Origin of the sequence: Micromonospora sp. DT15 (assembly GCF_049841475.1) — a bacterium.
GTDB lineage: Bacteria > Actinomycetota > Actinomycetes > Mycobacteriales > Micromonosporaceae > Micromonospora.
The window spans coordinates 418,374-435,410 of sequence record NZ_JBNCKJ010000005.1; the positions used below are offsets into that span (position 1 = coordinate 418,374).

Below are 17,037 nucleotides of genomic sequence, written 5' to 3' on the forward strand. Positions count from 1 at the left end.
CGGCGTGTCCGTCGGCGTGTCGCGCCGCTAACCTCATGATCGACAGGGGTAGATGGGGTGGGGTGCACGGGGGCGGGGTGTGGGGGTAGGGGTGGGGTTGGTTGTCGTATGGGTCTGATGGGATGAGCTGATGCAGGCGTACCGGTTGGTGCGGCGGCCCGGAGGGTCGGCGCGGGGGGACGGGGCGACGCCTGACAGCGTTTCCGTGCTCGCCAGCGACGGCACGTCCGTGGGCGGTGTCGGCACGCCGGGTGGGCCCGATCGCGTGGCCGGGGCCGAGCTTGCCGTCGGTGGCGGCTGGCGGGCCGATCCGGTGCAGGCCGAGGTGGTCGGGCACACCGACGGGCCGATGCTCGTGCTCGGCGGCCCGGGCACCGGCAAGACCAGCACGCTGGTCGAGGCGGTCGCCGCCCGGGTGGCCGAGGGGGCCGACCCCGAACGGATCCTGGTGCTGACTTTCGGCCGCCGAGGCGCCACCGCACTGCGACAACGCATCGAGGCCCGGATCGCCCAGGACGGCCACCGGGTGCTGCGCGAGCCGTTGGTGCGCACCTTCCCGGCGTACGCCTTCGGGCTGCTCCGCCGCGCCGCCGCCGAGCGGGGCGAACCGTCGCCGCGGCTGCTCACCGGCCCCGAACAGGATCTGATCATCCGTGAGCTGCTGGACGTGGTGGGCGAGGAGCCCGAGGACGACCCGGTCGGCTGGCCCACCGACCTGCGCCCCGCCCTGCGCACCCGGGCGTTCGCCGGCCAACTGCGCGACCTGCTCATGCGCGCCGCCGAACGCGGCGTGGGCCCGATCGAACTGGCCCGGCTGGGTGAGAAGCTCGGCCGCGCCGACTGGCCGGCCGCCGCCCGCTTCCTGCGGGAGTACGTCGCCGTGCTCGCGTTGCGCGACGTCAGCAACCGGGGCTCCATCGCGTACGACCCGGCGGAGCTGGTCCGGGCGGCCACCGGCCTGCTGCGCGACGACGAGGAGTTGCTGGCCGCCGAGCGTCGTCGGCTCGCGTACGTCTACCTCGACGAGCTGGCCGACACCGACCCCGCCCAACTGGAGCTGCTCTCGGTCATCGCCGGCGGTGGCAAGTCGCTCGTCGCGTTCGCCGACCCGGATTCCTCCACGTACGCGTTCCGGGGCGCCGACCCGGCCGGGGTGGCGACGTTCCCGCACCGGTTCCGGACGGCATCCGGTGCGCCTGCCGCGCAGGTGCTGCTGACCACGTCGTACCGGGCCGGGCCGGGTCTGCTCATGGCGATCGCCCGGCTGGGTCGCCGGCTGCGGGGCCCGGCCGCGCACCGCCGGCTGCACCCCCTGCCGGACGCGCCGCCCGGCGTGGTCGAGGTGCACACCTTCCGCTCGGCGACCAGCGAGGCCGCCTGGCTGGCCCACGCGCTGCGCTCGGCACACCTGCTCGACGGCGTGCCGTGGTCACGGATGGCGGTGCTGGTGCGGTCCACCGCGTTGCAGCTGCCCACCCTTCGACGGGCGCTGCACGCTGCCGGCGTACCCACAGTGGTGCACGGTGAGGATCTGCCCCTGCACCTGCAACCGGCGGTCGCACCGCTGCTGCTCCTGCTGCGCTGCGCGCTGGAGCCGGAACGACTCGACGAGGAGGCGGCGGTCGCGCTGCTGCACTCGCCGCTCGGCGGGGCCGACCCGCTGGCCGAACGGCGGCTGCGGCAGGGCCTTCGCGCGCTCGCGTTGGCCGGCGGTGACCGACGTCCCTCCGGGGAGCTGATCGTCGAGGCACTACAGGATCCGGAGGAGTTGGCCGGCATCGAGCGGCACTGGGCGGAGCCGGCGCAGGCGGTGGCCGGGCTGCTGGCCATCGCACGCGAGGTCGCTGCCCGGCCGGGCGCGACCGCCGAGGACGTGCTCTGGGCCGTCTGGCACGCCAGTGGCCTCGCCGAGCGGTGGGCCGGCGCGATCAACCAGGGGCGTCCGGAGGCCGGTGAGGGCGACCTGGCCCGGCGTCGGCGAGCCGAGGCTGCCGACCGCGACCTGGACGCCGTGCTGGTCCTCTTCGACGCCGCGGCCCGGTTCACCGACCGGCTGCCCGGTGCCCGTACCGAGGTCTTCCTCGACCACGTGCTCGCCCAGGACCTGCCGGCCGACACCATCGCGCCGACCGCCGACCGGGGAGCGGCGGTACGCCTGCTCACCGCGCACGCCGCGAAGGGCCTGGAATGGGACCTGGTCGCGGTGGCCGGTGTGCAGGAGGGCATCTGGCCGGACCTGCGGTTGCGCGGCAGCCTGCTCGGTTCCGAGCGACTGGTCGACGTGCTGGCCGGCCGGTCGGTCGACGGGGCGACCGCGGCGAACGTGGTGGGTCAGACCTCGGCGTTGCTGGACGAGGAGCGTCGGCTCTTCCACGTCGCCATCAGTCGGGCCCGCCACCGGCTGCTGGTCAGCGCCGTGGCGTCGGCCGCCGTCGGCGGCGACGACCACGAGGAGCAACCCAGCCGGTTCCTGCACGAACTGGGCCCGAGCATCCCGCCACCGACCCCGCCGAGCACGCCACCGACTCCGCCGCCCACCTCGCCGCCCACCCCGCCGAGCGCGACGCCGCCGGCCCCACCGACCCCGCCCGGTCCCCGCACCGAGCCGTCGTCCGGCGGCAACGGGGGCGCTGCGGCGGGTGAGACCGGCGACGAGGAGCCGGACCGCCCCGGAGCGCTGCCGGTGACCCGTCCACCCCGGGCGCTCACCCTGCCGGCGTTGGTCGCGGAACTCCGTACCGCCATCACCGACCCGGCCGCCCCGGCGGCCCGGCGGCGCGCCGCGGCGGCCGAGCTGGCCCGGCTCGCCGCCGCCGGGGTGCCCGGCGCGCACCCCGACGACTGGTGGGGGTTGCGGGTTCTCTCCGACGACCGGCCGCTCGTCGACGACGGCGACCCGGTGCGGGTCACCCCGTCGGCCATGGAGAGTGCGCTGCGGTGCAGCCTGCGCTGGCTGCTGGAACGGCACGGCGGTAGCGGCCCTACCAGCACCGCGCAGGGGGTGGGCAACCTGGTGCACGCCGCCGCGATGCTCGCCGAGGACGCCAGCGCCGACCGGGGCGCGCTGCTCGACTACGTGGCCGCCCGGTTCGACGCGATCGAGCTGGCGGCCCGGTGGATGGCCGGGCCGGAGCGGGAACGCGCCGAGGCGATGGTCGACAAGCTGCTGCGCTGGCTGGCCACCAATCCGCGCCGGTTGCTCGCCATCGAGCACGAGTTCGCCGTCCGCCTGGACGACCCGAATCGGCCCGTCGACCTGACCGGTCGGGTCGACCGGCTGGAGGTCGACGAGGCCGGGCGGCTCGTGGTGATCGACCTGAAGACCGGCAAGTCGACAGCTGTCACCGGCACCGACCTTGCCGAGCACCCGCAGCTCGGCGCCTACCAGGCGGCGGTGGAGGCAGGGGCGTTCGCCGAGTTCGGTGACGAGTCCGGGGGCGCCGCGCTGGTGCAGCTCGGGACCTCCGCCAAGGACGCCAGGGAGCAGAATCAGCCGGCCGCCAGCGAGGGGCCGGCGGCCGGTTGGGCGACCGCGCTGGTCCGACGGACCGCCGATACGATGGCAGCCGCCACGTTCGCCGCGGTGGCCAACTCGAAGTGCCGGGTCTGCCCGGTGCGCACCAGCTGCCCGGTCTCCGGGCAGGGTCGCCAGGTCGTCGAGCCGCCCACCGTCCGACGCGCAGGCGAGGGCGAGCAGTGAGCGTGCGAACCCAGTCACGACCTGGGACTGGACCCGTGAGGGCGAGGAGTGCGCCGGTGTTGGGAACTGAGACGGCACGGTGAGTCAGCCCACCCTGTTCGGCGCGGGTCCCGCGCCGACGCCCCGACTCGCGGACTCCGGCCCTCGGTACACACCGGTGGAGCTGGCCAAGCTGCTGCGGTTGCCGGCGCCCACCCGGGAACAGGCCGCGATCATCGCCGCCTCGGTGGAACCGCTGCTGGTGGTCGCGGGCGCCGGGTCGGGCAAGACCGAGACGATGGCCGCCCGGGTGGTCTGGCTGGTGGCCAACTCGTACGTGCGGCCGGAGCAGATCCTCGGGCTGACCTTCACCCGCAAGGCGGCCGGCGAGCTGGCCCATCGGGTACGAACCCGGCTCGACCAGCTGATCCGCCGACTCGGCAGGCAGGGGCGGGACCCGCTGGACGACCCGCTCGCGGGTGAACCCACCGTCTCCACCTACCACTCGTACGCGGGGCGGATCGTCACCGAGCACGGGCTGCGGGCCGGCTACGAGCCGTCCACCCGGCTGCTCACCGAGGCGTCCCGCTGGCAGTTGGTCGACCTGCTGGTGCGCAACTACGACGGCGACATGTCCGAGGTGGACCGGATGCCGAGCACCATCACCGACGCGGTGCTGGCGCTGGCCGGGGAGTTGGACGAGCATCTGGTCGCGCCGGACGACCTGGCGGCCTGGACCGGTCGGTTCTTCGCCGAGGTGCAGTCCCGGCCGGGTCGGGTGTACGCCGACGTGCGTAAGGCGCTCACCCTCCAGCAGACCCGGTTGCGCCTGTTGCCGCTGGTGCGGGCGTACGCCCGGCGCAAGGAGGACTTCGAGGCGATGGACTTCGCCGACCAGCTCGCCCGGGCGGCCCGGGTGGCCCGGGACCACCCGGGGGTCGGCGTGATCGAGCGGGACCGCTTCCGGGTGGTGCTGCTCGACGAGTACCAGGACACCAGCCACGCACAGGTGGTGTTGCTCAACGCGCTGTTCGGTGGCGGGCACCCGGTGACCGCGGTGGGCGACCCGTGCCAGTCGATCTACGGCTGGCGGGGGGCCAGCGCGGGCACCCTGGACCGGTTCCCCACCGAGTTCGCCCGCGCCAACGGTGAGCCGGCCCCGGCGCTGGGGCTCACCACGAGTTGGCGCAACCGCCCGGAGATCCTCCGGGTGGCGAACGCGCTCTCCACCCCGCTGCGGGCGGCGGGTGCCCGGGTGCCGGAACTGCGTTCCGCGCTGACCGTCCGGGACCCGATCCCGCACCGCAGCCCGGGCGGCGCGGCCGGCGGCACCGTGCACTGCGCGATGCTGCCCACGTACGCCGACGAGGCCGCCTGGATCGCCGACAGCGTGCTCGCCGCCTGGCGTGGCGCGGCCGGGATGCCGGGCGCGGCCCCGGAACACATCCCGGTGGAGCGCCGTCCGACGACGGCCGTGCTGGTCCGGGTGCGCAGCCAGATCCCGGCGATCGAGTCGGCGCTGCGTGAGCGGGGCCTACCTGTCGAGGTGGTCGGGCTGGGCGGCCTGCTGGACACCCCCGAGGTACGTGACGTGGTCTGCACGCTGCGGGTCCTGGCCGACCCGACCGATGGCGCCGCGCTGCTGCGGTTGCTCACCGGCGCCCGTTGGCGGATCGGGCCGCGTGACCTGGTGGCGTTGCACCGGCGAGCCCGGGCCATCGCGAACGCCCGGCGACAGGTGGCCGCCGACGAGGCCTCGGAGATCAGCCCCGACCTGTTGGACGAGGCGACCCTGGTGGAGGCGTTGGCCGACCTCGGGCCGGCGCAGGCGTACTCGGCCGAGGGTTTCGCACGGCTGCGCGCGTACGGCCGGGAGTTGGCGCTGCTGCGCTACCGGCTGGACCAGGCGCTGCCGGACCTCATCGCGGACATCGAGCGGACCATCGGCCTGGACGTGGAGGTCGCGGTGCGGGCCGGCCGGGACGGCGCCGGCGACGCGGGCCTGGCCCGGGGGCATCTGGACGCGCTCGGCGACGTGGCGGCCCGGTTCAGCGGGGAAACGCCCGGCGCGACCCTGTCCGGGTTCCTGTCCTACCTGGCCGCCGCCGAGGACGAGGAGCGTGGTCTGGCGCCGGGCGAGGTCGAGGTGGTGGAGGGCGCGGTGCAGGTGGTCACCGCGCACGCCGCCAAAGGCCTGGAGTGGGACGTCGTGGCGGTGGCCGGGCTCAGTCGTGGGCTGTGGCCGGGGCCGGTCCGCAACTCCGACCACTGGCTGGGTGGGCTGGGCGTGCTGCCGTTCCCGCTGCGCGGCGACGCCGACGGGCTGCCCGAGCTGGCGCTCGACGAGGCGGGGGACCAGCGGGCCGTGGCGCGGGCGGTGACCGACTTCACCGACGCGTGGCGGGCCCACGACGAGCGGGAGGAACGCCGGCTGACGTACGTGGCGGTCACCCGGCCGCGCCGGCTGCTTCTCTGCTCCGGTTACTGGTGGGGAGAGGGCACGAAGCGGCCGCGAGGTCCGTCGGTCTTCCTTCGTGAGGTGTACGACGCCTGCTTCGACGGCGGGCCGGGGCACCTGATCGACGCGTGGGCGACCGAGCCGACCCCGGACGCGACGAACCCCACGGCCGAGGTGGTGCTCCGCGCGGAGTGGCCGGCCGACCCGCTGGGCGGTCGCCGGCCGGCGTTGGCCGAGGCGGCCGGGCTGGTGCGTCGCCTGATGGCCGACGGCCCGGCGGCGGCGCTCCCCGGGCCGGTCGGGCCGGTGCTCCCTGGGCCGGTCGGGCCGGTGCTCGCCGGGCCGGTGCTCGCCGGGCCGGTCACGCCGATCGGCTCGGCGGTCGAGTCAGGCGAGCCGGTCGAGCAGGTCGAGCCGGAGGTGGATCCGGAGGTGGCGCGCTGGCAGCGCGAGGCGGACCTGCTGTTGGCGGAGCGCGCCGAGCTGACCCGGCTCTCCGGTGCGGTCGAGGTGGCGCTGCCCGGGGCGCTGAGCGTCACTCAGCTGGTAGCGCTGCGGCGTGATCCGGCGGCGCTGGCGCGTACGCTGCGTCGCCCGGTGCCGTCCGAACCCAACCCGTACGCCCGTCGAGGCACCGCCTTCCACGCCTGGTTGGAGCAGCGCTTCGGCGCCGACCGCCTGTTGGACCTGGACGAGCTGCCCGGCGCGGCCGACGCCGACGCCGCACCCGACGAGGCGCTGGTCGAGCTTCAGGAGCGGTTCCTGGCCAGCGAGTGGGCCGACCGGTCACCGGTGGAGGTCGAGGTGCCCTTCGCCACGGTGATCGCCGGAGTGGTGGTGCGGGGCCGGATGGACGCGGTCTTCGCCCGGCCGGGTGGCCGGTTCGACGTGGTCGACTGGAAAACCGGCGCGCAGCCCACCGGGCCGGCAGCCGACGTGGCTGCCGTGCAGCTGGCGGTGTACCGGCTGGCCTGGGCGGAGTTGGCCGGCGTGCCGGTCGACCGGGTGGGCGCGGCGTTCCACTACGTCCGCCACGGGGTCACCGTCCGGCCCGCCGACCTGCTGGATGTGACCGGCCTCACGGCCATGATCGCCCAGTTGCCCGAGGATTCTGCCCAACATTGACCACTGCGGGGAAAACCGTGGTAGGTTGACCGGGTTGCAGTTTTGGTTACCAGAGACTCTGTGTGCGCCTGGCGGGATTGTGGCCCCAGGCGCTCTTTGTTGTGTCCGGAGTTCTCCGGGCGGGGCGACCAGAAGCGACAGGCGATTCGCGCATCCCCGCGCGGAGCGCTCCTCTTCGGGCACGCAACAAGTGCGTGTCCGACGTTCCGTCAAGGAGACGAAACACATGGCTATTGGCACCGTGAAGTGGTTCAACGCTGACAAGGGCTTCGGCTTCATCACCCCCGACGGCGGCGGCGCCGACGTCTTCGCCCACTTCTCGGCGATCCAGTCCTCCGGCTACCGGAGCCTGGACGAGAACCAGCGGGTCGAGTTCGAGGTGACCCAGGGCCAGAAGGGCCCGCAGGCGGAGAACATCCGCCCGCTCTGATCTTCGGATCGGTCAGCATTACCTGTCGCGCCCTCCGGGTGTGACGGTGACGGGACCGGCCCGCCCCGCCGCCGCCTGCCTACGCAGGCGGCGGCCCGGCGGCGGGCCGGCCTGTACTCCCTTTCGGTTCGTGCTTGTGAGTCCTGGCGGCCTTGTTCCGCTGGTTGACAGCGCCGATTTCGGCGCCCTCCCTCGACACGTGCCGCGTCGAGGAAGGCTTCCGCATGACCACAGTTATTCCCTCTTTCGCTCATACCGGTCTGGCGCCGGCGCTGCTCACCGCGCTGACCGCGCAGGGCATCACCGAGCCGTTCCCGATCCAGACGGCGACGCTGCCCGACTCGCTCGCCGGCCGGGACGTGCTGGGCCGGGGTCGTACCGGCTCCGGCAAGACCCTCGCCTTCGGGCTCCCGCTGCTGTCCCGCACCGTCGGCCGTAAGGCGCGGCCGGGCCGCCCGCTGGCCCTGGTGCTGGTGCCGACCCGCGAGCTGGCTCAGCAGGTAACCACCGCCCTGGCCCCGTACGCCCGCGCCGTCGGGCTGCGCTGCGCCACAGTGGTCGGCGGCCTGTCGTTGCAGCGGCAGGCGGACGCCCTGCGCGCCGGCGCCGAGGTTGTCGTCGCCACCCCCGGTCGGCTGCACGACCTGATCAACCGTGGCGACGCCCGGCTCGACCAGGTCGAGATCACAGTGCTCGACGAGGCCGACCAGATGGCCGACATGGGTTTCCTGCCGCAGGTCACCAAGCTGCTGGAGCAGGTCGCGCCGCAGGGGCAGCGGATGCTCTTCTCCGCGACCCTGGACGGTGGTGTGGACCGGCTGGTCCGCCGCTTCCTGAGCAACCCGGTCACCCACTCGGTCGACCCGGGCACCGCGACGGTCACCGCGATGACCCACCACGTGCTGCACGTCGACGCTGCGGACAAGCCCGACGCGTTGACCCGGATCGCCGCCCGTGAGGGCCGCACCATCCTGTTCATGGGCACCAAGCACCGCGCCGACCGGCTGGCCCGCCAACTGCTCTCCAAGGGCGTACGCGCGGCCGCGCTGCACGGCGGCAAGTCCCAGCCGCAGCGCACCCGGATCCTGGAGCAGTTCCGCAACGGTCAGGTGACCGCACTGGTCGCCACCGACGTGGCGGCCCGTGGCATCCACGTGGACGGCCTGGACATGGTGGTCAACGTGGACCCGCCGACCGAGGCGAAGGACTACCTGCACCGCGGAGGCCGTACCGCCCGGGCCGGCGAGTCGGGTTCCGTGGTCACCCTGGTCCTGCCGGAGCAGCGCCGGGACGTGTCCCGCCTGATGGCCACCGCCGGTATCCGGCCCGAGTCGGTCCAGGTGCGCGCGGGTGACGGATCGCTGGCCCGGGTTACCGGTGCCCGCGAGCCGTCCGGTGTGCCGGTGACCATCGTCGCTCCGCCGGCACCCGCCTCTCGGCCCCGTACCTCCGGCGGCTCGGCCACCGACGGTGGCGCCCGTCCGGCGCACCGCGCGTCGGGCCGGTCCCGTCGGCCGCGTCGCCCCCGTACCGTCTGATCTTCTGCGCGTCGACCGACCCGTCCCGCTTCGGCGGGGCGGGTCGGTTTTGTCTGTGCGGTGACCCCGGCCGGTCGGGTGTCAGCGCGGCCCGACCGGTCAGCCGGCCGCGCCGGGTGGCCTCTCGGCTGAGTCGGTAATCAGCCTTTCCCGGGTCGGCTGGCCGACTGCGCCCCGGTCGGTCGTGGTCAAGGCTGACCGACGGGGGGAAGTCGGGCGGGGGGCCCGGCTCGGGAGGGGTGACCATGGCGGGCGAAGCCGGCTCGGGTGCGCTGCGTGAACTGATCCTGGTGGTCGCGGTCGCGCTCGCCGGATTGTTGCTCGCCATGGTTGCGGCCTTCGCGCCCTGGCATGCCACCCCGGCGGGTAACGCTCCCGCCGGTCTGGTGGAGCTGCGCAGTCCTGGCGACCCGGGCCTCGGCCCGGCGACCGCACACGTGGGCTGAGCAGCAACCGGCCTACCGGTGCCGGCGGAGGGGCAGGCCCGGTCAGGATCGGTACGAGATGTGGTCGGGTCGGCGGGGCACCGACCCGACCACATCGCCCCCACACCCCACACCCACCGCGCCGATCTTGCAGTTTCTGTTGCCGGTATGGGCCGTTACGCCCCCTACGCCACGACAGAAAGTGCAAGATCGCGAGGCGAGGCGAGGCGAGGTGGGTCAGGCGGGGGGTGTGGGGATGGGGCTGACGGGGGCGTGGGTGAGCAGGTCGGCCAGGGTGGTGCTGTCCACCACAGTGGCGATCGCCCCGTGCACCGCCAGCCAGACGTCGGTGAGCCCGGCGGCCACTCCGTGATAGCCGGCCCGCTCGGCCGGCAGGCCGCGCACCGTGGTGAGCGACCCGCCGACCGCACGCAGCACGTCTCCGACGGTGATCTCGTCGGCCGGGCGAGTCAGCGCGTACCCGCCGTCGGCGCCGCGATGGCTGTGCAGCAGACCGGCCCGGCGCAGATCGAGCAGGATGCCCTGCAGGAAGCTGAGCGGGATGTCCTGCGCCTCGGCCAGGCTGGCCGCCTTCGCCAACTCGCCGACCCGGTCGCCGTCGCCGCCACCACCGGCGGCGGCGACGGCGAGCATCGCCCGGAGCGCGTAGTCGCTGCGCGCGGAGACGAACACGTCACTGACCAGCCTGGTCCAGTACGCCCCAACGGCGCCGGATCGCCTTGTCCGCAGCGCCGAACGCGGCGTCCACGACGAGGCCGACGACCAGGATGACGATCATCGTGGAGAGCAGCCAGGGTGAGTCGGACAACTCGCGGGAGTAAGTGAGCTGGGCGCCGAGCGAGGTCTGCGAGATGCCGACCACGAGCAGCTCACCTGCCATCAGGCTGCGCCAGGAGAACGCCCAGCCCTGCTTGAGCCCGGCGACGATCGCCGGGAGGGCGGCCGGTGCGATGACGTACCGGTAGAGGTTGAGCCCTCGGGCGCCCAGGTTGCGACCGGCGCGCTTCAGCAGTGGCGGCACATAGTCCACCCCGGAGATCACCCCGTTGGCGATGGACGGCGCCGCACCGAGCACCACCACGAAGAAGATCGCCTTCTCGCTCAGCTCGAAGAGCAGGATGGCCAGTGGGAACCAGGCGATCGACGGCATCGTCTGTAATGCGGTGATCATCGAGCCGATGGCGGCGCGCAGCACCATGGACCGCGCCACCGCGAGGCCCAGCAGCAGGCCGACGGCGACCGAGAAGACGTACCCGACGGCGGCTCGGCGCAACGTGGTGAGCAGACCGTCCCACAACTGCGGACCCTGGACCTGGGTCATCAGCTCACGGCCGACCTCCAGCGGACCCGGCAGCGAGTACGGCGGCTTCCAACCCGAAAGGACCACTAGTTGCCAGGCGGCGATGGCGATGGCCAGTGCGGCGAGCTTGGGCCAGGTGGCCGCCCAGATCCGGGCGCCCCGGGAGACCTCCTTGTCCCGACCGGCGATCTCCAGCGCGTCGAGGCCGGTGATCTCCGCGTCGGTACGCGCCGAACTGGTGAGGGTGTCACTGGCCATGGCGGCCCACCTCCGTACGGAGCCGCTCGGTGACCTCGGCGGCGATGGCGGCGACCTCGGGGGAGTCGATCCGGCGAGGGCGCGGGATGTTCACCTCGGTGGAGTAGATGATCCGGCCGGGGCGGCTGGAGAGCAGGATGATCCGGTCGGCCAGCCGGGCCGCCTCGCGGACGTTGTGCGTCACGAAGAGCACCGAGAGTTTGCGCTCGGACCAGATCCGTTCCAACTCGTCGTGCAGGATGTCCCGGGTCATCGCGTCCAGCGCGCCGAACGGCTCGTCCATCAGCAGCACCGGAGTGTCCAGGGCCAGCGTGCGGGCGAGCGCGACACGCTGCCGCATCCCGCCGGAGAGCTCGTGCGGGCGCTTACGGCCGAAGTCGGCCAGGTGGACGGTGCGCAGCAGCTCGGCCACCCGCTCGCGACGCTGGGCCCGGGGCAGTCGGCGAAGCTTGAGGGGCACCTCCACATTGGCGTCGACGGTCAGCCACGGGAAGAGCGCCGGCTCCTGGAACATCAGGCCCGGGTTGACGTCGCCGCCCAGGGTGATCTGCCCACCGCTGACCCGGTCCAGCCCGGCCACCAGGTTGAGCAGGGTGCTCTTGCCGCAGCCGGACGCGCCGACCAGGCAGACGAACTCGCCGGGTGCGACGTTCAGCGACACTCCGTCCAGGGCCAGGACGGCGTTCGCCCCGCGCCCGTACACCTTTGTCACGCCGGAGAGCGCGACCGCTGTGGTCGCGCTCTGCGGCGTCGTCGTGGTCGACGTCATGGTTGGACGACCTCGGGCTTGCCCTGCGCCTTGAGCGCGTTGTTGAGGTACTTCAGGTCGTACAGGCCCTTGAGGTCCACCGGTTCGGTCAGGCCGACGTCGACGGCGTGGTCGAGCCCGGCCTTCAGGGAGGACGAGATCGGGTCGTTGGTGAACTCCAACGTCGGCCACGCCTGCTTGATGAGCTTCAAATCGAGCGGCTTTCCGGTGATCTTGCCGATCGCGTCGGAGATGGCCTGCTGCGCCTCGTCCGGCTTGGTGTTGACGAACTCGTTGGCGGCCACCTGACCGTCGACCAGCCTCTGCACCACGTCCGGGTGCGCCTTGAGGAACTTGGTGCTCACCAGCAGGTTCGTGATGACGAACTTCTTGTCCGGCCACAGGTCGCGCTCGTCGACGAGCACCTTGCCGCCGGCGTTGACCAGGCGGGAGACGAACGGCTCGGGCACCCAGGCGCCGTCGATCGCGCCGCTGTTGAACGTCTCGATGGTCTGGGCGTTCTCCTGCGGCACGATCTTGACGTCGCCGCCGCCCTCCTTGGTGGTGGTGAGGCCCTGCTGCTTGAGCCAGTACCGGATCGCCACGTCCTGGGTGTTGCCCAGCTGTGGGGTGGCGATCTTCTTGCCCTTCAGGTCCTGCACGCCGGTGATGGTGGGCTTGACCACCAGTGCCACGCCGCCGGAGGCCGCGCCGGAGATGACCCGGACGGCCTCGCCCTTGGACTTGGAGAAGGCGTTCACCGTCGGGTTCGGACCGATGTAGGTGGCGTCCAGCGCACCGGAGAAGACCGCCTCGATGGCGGCCGGGCCGGCGTTGAAGGTCTTAGGGTCCAGCTTGACGTTGGTGCCGAGCTTCTCCGTGAAGATGCCCTTCTCCACGCCGACGACGGCCGGCGCGTGGGTGATGTTGGGGAAGTAGCCGAGGCGCAGCGTGACCGGGCCGGAGCTGCCGCCCGCGCCCTCGCTGTCGTCGCCGCACGCGGCGGTGCTGCCCAGGGTCGCCGCGCCGACCGCGGCGAGGGTGGCCAGGGTGACCAACCGGCGCAGGGGGAGCCGTCTCATCGTCCATCCAATCCGCAGTATTCCTACTTAGTTGGTAGGAAGAGTGGGCCAGGCTGCGGTCAGCGTCAAGGCCCATCCACATGGCGGGATGGCGCATCTCAATTATGTCGGTATTTCCTACCAGCTTGCTAGGGTAATCGGCGTTCGGTCACCGGCAGAGAGGCGACTTCGCGATGACCTTCCACTGGTTCCTGCCCACCTCCGGCGACGGCGACCAGGTCGGTGCCGCCACCGTCACCGCGGGCGCCGCGAGGCACGACCGGGCCGCGACGGTGGCCTACCTGGCCGAGGTTGGCCGGGCCGCCGAGACGAACGGGTTCACCGCCGTTCTCACCCCGGTGGGCGCCGGCTGCCCCGACCCGTGGATCGTCTGCGCCGCGGTCGCCCAGCACACCGAACGGCTCGGCATGCTGGTCGCGGTCCGGGCCGGGTTCGCGCTGCCCACCCTGATCGCGCAGCAGGCCGAGGCGTTCCAGGCCATCTCGGGCGGTCGGCTCTCGCTCAACATCGTGACCGGGGGCGACCCGGCCGAGCAGCGGGCGTACGGCGACTTCCTCGGGCACGACGACCGCTACGCGCGCACCGGCGAGTTCGTCGAGGTGCTTCGCCGTGCCTGGGCCGGCGGGCCGTTCGACTACGCCGGACAGCACTACCGGGTCGACGGCGGTGGCCTGGCCACCCCACTCGCGGCGCCGCCGCCGGTCTACTTCGGTGGCGCGTCCCCGGCTGCCGAGACGGTGGCCGCCCGGCAGGCCGACGTGTACCTGATGTGGGGTGAACCACCGACGTCGATCGCGGCCCGGGTCGCCCGGGTCCGGGCGCTCGCCGCCGAGCACTGCCGCACCCTGCGCACGGGCCTCCGGCTGCACGTCATCGCCCGTCCCACCAGCGCCGAGGCGTGGGCCGAGGCCGACCGGCTGCTGGCCGGGATGAGCCCGGAGCGGATCGCCGCCGCCCAGGCCCGGTTCCGTCGGATGGACTCGGTGGGTCAGACCCGGATGGCCGCGCTGAACGCCGGCCGCACCGACGGGCTCACCGTCGCACCGAACCTCTGGGCCGGCGTCGGCCTGGTCCGCGAGGGCGCCGGCACCGCGCTGGTCGGCAGCTACGCCGAGGTCGCGGCACGAATCGACGAGTACGCAGCGCTCGGCGTCGACGAGTTCATCCTCTCCGGCTGGCCGCACCGCGAGGAGGCCGAGCGGGTCGGCGCCGAGGTGCTGCCCCTGGTGACAGCCCCGGTCGCGGCGGCTCCGGGAAGGTCGCGGGTGGCGGAGGTGTCGACGCGCTAGGGTCGACTCCGTGGCGGCGCGGAGATCCAGAATTCCAGCGACGAAGTATCCGGTCGAGCGGTTCACCCTCGACAACGGCCTGCGGGTGGTGCTCACCCCCGATCGCAGTGCCCCGGTTATCGGGGTGGCGGTGGTCTACGACGTGGGCATCCGCTCGGAGCCGGAGGGGCGTACCGGCTTCGCCCACCTCTTCGAGCACCTGATGTTCCAGGGCTCGGAGAACCTGGAGAAGCTGGCCCACTTCCGGCACGTGCAGGGGGCAGGCGGCACCTTCAACGGCTCCACCCACCTGGACTACACCGACTACTTCGAGACGCTGCCGAGCAACGCGCTGGAACGCGCGCTGTTCCTGGAGGCGGACCGGATGCGGGGCCCCCGGCTGACCGAGGAGAACCTGCGTAACCAGGTCGACGTGGTCAAGGAGGAGATCCGGGTCAACGTGCTCAACCGGCCGTACGGCGGCTTCCCCTGGCTGACCCTGCCTCCGGTCATGTTCGACACCTTCCCGAACGCCCACGACGGCTACGGCTCCTTCGACGACCTGGAGTCGGCGACCGTCGCCGACGCCGCGGACTTCTTCCGCCGCTACTACGCCAGCGGCAACGCCGTACTGGCCGTCAGCGGGGACATCGACGTGGCCGAGGCGACCGAGCTGGTCACCCGGCACTTCGGCGACGTTCCGGCCCGGCCGGCACCGCAACGGCCCGACTTCACCGAGCCCGACCTGACCGCCGAGCGGCGCACCTCGTACACCGACGCCCTGGCGCCGCTGCCGGCGGTGGCCGGCGCCTGGCGCGTGCCCGATCCGGTCACCGACTTCGACGGCTACCTGCCGTACGTGGTGCTGGCCGAGGTGCTCACCGACGGCGACGCGTCGCGGCTGGTCGAACGACTGGTGCAGCGGGACCGTACGGTGACCAGCCTCGGCGGATACCTCGGTTTCATGGGCGACCCGTTCGACGTCCGCGACCCCACCGCGCTGCTGTTGCAGGCGCACCTGCCGCCCGGTGGCGACGTGGACAAGGTGCTGCGCACCATCGACGAGGAACTGGACCGGCTGGCCACCGACGGGCTGACCGACGGCGAGCTGGCCCGCACCCAGGCGCGGATGGCGACCCACCTGCTGCGGGACACCGACGCGGTGCTCGGTCGGGCGCTACGCATGGCGGTGCTGGAGCAGCAACGCGGCGAACCGGGCCTGCTCAACGAACTGCCCCGGCTGGTCGGCGAGGTCACCGAGGAGCAGGTCCGGGCCGCCGCGGCCACCCTGCGCCCGGAGCGCCGGGCCGCCATCGAGGTAATCGCCGGAGGTGCCCGATGAGTGTCACCACCGCTCCCGCCCACCCGCGTACGCTGCCGCCGCTCGGGCCGAACCGCAAGCTCAAGGTGCCCAAGCAGGCCGAGCGGACACTGCGCAACGGGCTCACCGTGATCGCCGTACGCCGGCCCGCCGTACCCCTTGTCGAACTGCGGCTCTGGGTGCCGTTCGGCCGGGTCCACCTGGCCCGCGGCGCGATGCTCTCGCAGACCATGCTCTCCGGCACCGAGTCGATGTCCAGCGTGCAGATCGCCGCCGAGTTGCAGAAGGTGGGCGGCGGGCTCTCCGCGGGCGTCGACCCGGACCGGCTGATGCTCTCCGGCGCCGGCCTGGTCACCGGTCTGGACCGGATGCTGGAGCTGCTGGCCGAGGTGCTGACCGGCGCCAGCTACCCCGGTGACGAGGTGGCCACCGAACGGGACCGACTCGTCGACCGGATCCAGGTGGCACAGAGCCAGCCTTCGCACCTGGCCCGGGAGGCGCTGCTCAAGCGGATCTACGGCCGGCACCCGTACGCGACGCAGACGCCGGAGCCCGGCCAGATCCGTGCCGTCCGACCGGCGGCGCTGCGCACCCTGCACTCGGAGCGGGTCCACCCGACCGGCGCGCAGTTGGTGCTGGTCGGTGACGTCCAGCCGGAGAAGGCACTGGACGCGGCCGAGCGGGCGCTCGGTGGCTGGTCGGGTGCCGGGCGGGTGGCCGAACTGCCGGCGACACCGCCACTGGAGCCGGGGCCGCTGCTGCTGGTCGACCGGCCGGGCTCAGTGCAGTCCTCGCTGCGGATCGCGCTGCCGGCGGTGTCGCGCACCGACCCGGACCACGCCCCACTGCAACTGGCCAACCTGATCTTCGGCGGCTACTTCTCCTCCCGGTGGGTGGAGAACATCCGCGAGGACAAGGGCTACACGTACGGCCCGCACTCGGTGATCGAGCACTCCGTCGCGGGGTCGGTGCTGGTCGCCGCCGCCGACGTGGCCACCGAGGTCACCGGCCCGGCGCTGCTGGAGACGACGTACGAGCTGGGTCGGTTGGCGTCGCTGCCGCCGAAGCCCGAGGAGTTGGAGCAGGCCCGGCAGTACGCCCTGGGCACCCTCCAGCTCGGCATGTCCACCCAGGCCGGGTTGGCGGCGTTGACCAGCGCGTACGCCGGCAACGGTCTGCGCCTGGACTTCCTCGCCGAGTACGCGGCGAGGTTGGCGAAGGCGAGCATCGACGACGTCGCGCAGGCGGCGGCCCGCTACCTGGCCCCGGCCCGGGCGGCGATCGTGGTGCTCGGCGACGCGGAGCGGGTGACCCCGGGGCTGGCAGCGCTGACCACTGTGCAGACCGAGCAGCAGGCGTGAGCGAGCAGGCCATGGGGCTCAGC

At 73.1% G+C, this 17,037-nt stretch carries 12 protein-coding genes; 8 read left to right on the forward strand and 4 right to left on the reverse strand.

The genetic code is table 11. From position 1 onward, the window contains the following. Positions 1-130: 130 nt before the first annotated feature. From ACLQ3F_RS14465 to ACLQ3F_RS14485, 5 genes are all read left to right on the forward strand, one after another. Entirely contained in the window at positions 131-3,700 is a 3,570-nt protein-coding gene (locus ACLQ3F_RS14465; RefSeq protein ID WP_425849226.1) for an ATP-dependent helicase, read from the forward strand. Positions 3,701-3,779: 79 nt separating this feature from the next. Continuing rightward, complete coding sequence (locus tag ACLQ3F_RS14470; RefSeq protein WP_425849228.1) at positions 3,780-7,262, forward strand: ATP-dependent helicase; 3,483 nt, start codon at positions 3,780-3,782, stop codon at positions 7,260-7,262. A 226-nt stretch (positions 7,263-7,488) separates the two neighbouring features. After that, positions 7,489-7,692 carry a transcription antiterminator/RNA stability regulator CspE gene (gene cspE, locus ACLQ3F_RS14475; protein WP_007464836.1) on the forward strand — a complete coding sequence of 68 codons (204 nt, stop codon included), beginning with the start codon at positions 7,489-7,491 and terminating at the stop codon, positions 7,690-7,692. A gap of 224 nt (positions 7,693-7,916) precedes the next feature. Beyond that, positions 7,917-9,230, forward strand: a complete 1,314-nt coding sequence (locus tag ACLQ3F_RS14480) for a DEAD/DEAH box helicase (RefSeq protein ID WP_425849230.1) — start codon at positions 7,917-7,919, stop codon at positions 9,228-9,230. Between the two features lie 245 nt (positions 9,231-9,475). After that, the gene (locus tag ACLQ3F_RS14485) at positions 9,476-9,676 is read left to right on the forward strand and encodes a hypothetical protein (RefSeq protein ID WP_357208483.1); all 201 of its coding nucleotides are present in this window, start codon (positions 9,476-9,478) and stop codon (positions 9,674-9,676) included. 216 nt (positions 9,677-9,892) lie between these two features. Here the strand turns inward: ACLQ3F_RS14485 and ACLQ3F_RS14490 are convergent, their stop codons facing one another. From ACLQ3F_RS14490 to ACLQ3F_RS14505, 4 genes are read right to left on the reverse strand one after another with little or no spacing between them, the layout of a single operon-like run. Further along, a complete protein-coding gene (locus ACLQ3F_RS14490) occupies positions 9,893-10,348 on the reverse strand; it encodes an RrF2 family transcriptional regulator (RefSeq protein ID WP_357262552.1) in 456 nt (151 codons plus the stop codon). Position 10,349: 1 nt separating this feature from the next. After that, positions 10,350-11,234 carry an ABC transporter permease gene (locus tag ACLQ3F_RS14495; protein ID WP_425849232.1) on the reverse strand — a complete coding sequence of 295 codons (885 nt, stop codon included), beginning with the start codon at positions 11,232-11,234 and terminating at the stop codon, positions 10,350-10,352. Beyond that, a complete protein-coding gene (locus ACLQ3F_RS14500; protein WP_425849235.1) occupies positions 11,224-12,003 on the reverse strand; it encodes an ABC transporter ATP-binding protein in 780 nt (259 codons plus the stop codon). Before ACLQ3F_RS14500 ends, ACLQ3F_RS14495 begins: the two co-directional genes overlap by 11 nt. Then, positions 12,000-13,064 carry an ABC transporter substrate-binding protein gene (locus tag ACLQ3F_RS14505; RefSeq protein ID WP_425849238.1) on the reverse strand — a complete coding sequence of 355 codons (1,065 nt, stop codon included), beginning with the start codon at positions 13,062-13,064 and terminating at the stop codon, positions 12,000-12,002. Before ACLQ3F_RS14505 ends, ACLQ3F_RS14500 begins: the two co-directional genes overlap by 4 nt. A 173-nt stretch (positions 13,065-13,237) precedes the next feature. Here ACLQ3F_RS14505 and ACLQ3F_RS14510 point away from each other — a divergent pair, with 173 nt between their 5' ends. The 3 genes from ACLQ3F_RS14510 to ACLQ3F_RS14520 are packed head-to-tail and all read left to right on the forward strand — an operon-like array spanning position 13,238 to position 17,014. Then, on the forward strand, positions 13,238-14,353 hold the full coding sequence (locus ACLQ3F_RS14510) for an LLM class flavin-dependent oxidoreductase (RefSeq protein ID WP_425849241.1): 1,116 nt from the start codon (positions 13,238-13,240) through the stop codon (positions 14,351-14,353). Between the two features lie 10 nt (positions 14,354-14,363). Next, on the forward strand, positions 14,364-15,674 hold the full coding sequence (locus ACLQ3F_RS14515) for a M16 family metallopeptidase (RefSeq protein ID WP_425849243.1): 1,311 nt from the start codon (positions 14,364-14,366) through the stop codon (positions 15,672-15,674). Further along, positions 15,671-17,014: a M16 family metallopeptidase gene (locus ACLQ3F_RS14520; RefSeq protein WP_425849244.1), complete on the forward strand. Its 1,344-nt coding sequence runs from the start codon at positions 15,671-15,673 to the stop codon at positions 17,012-17,014. The genes ACLQ3F_RS14515 and ACLQ3F_RS14520 overlap by 4 nt, the downstream gene beginning before the upstream one ends. Positions 17,015-17,037: the final 23 nt, after the last annotated feature.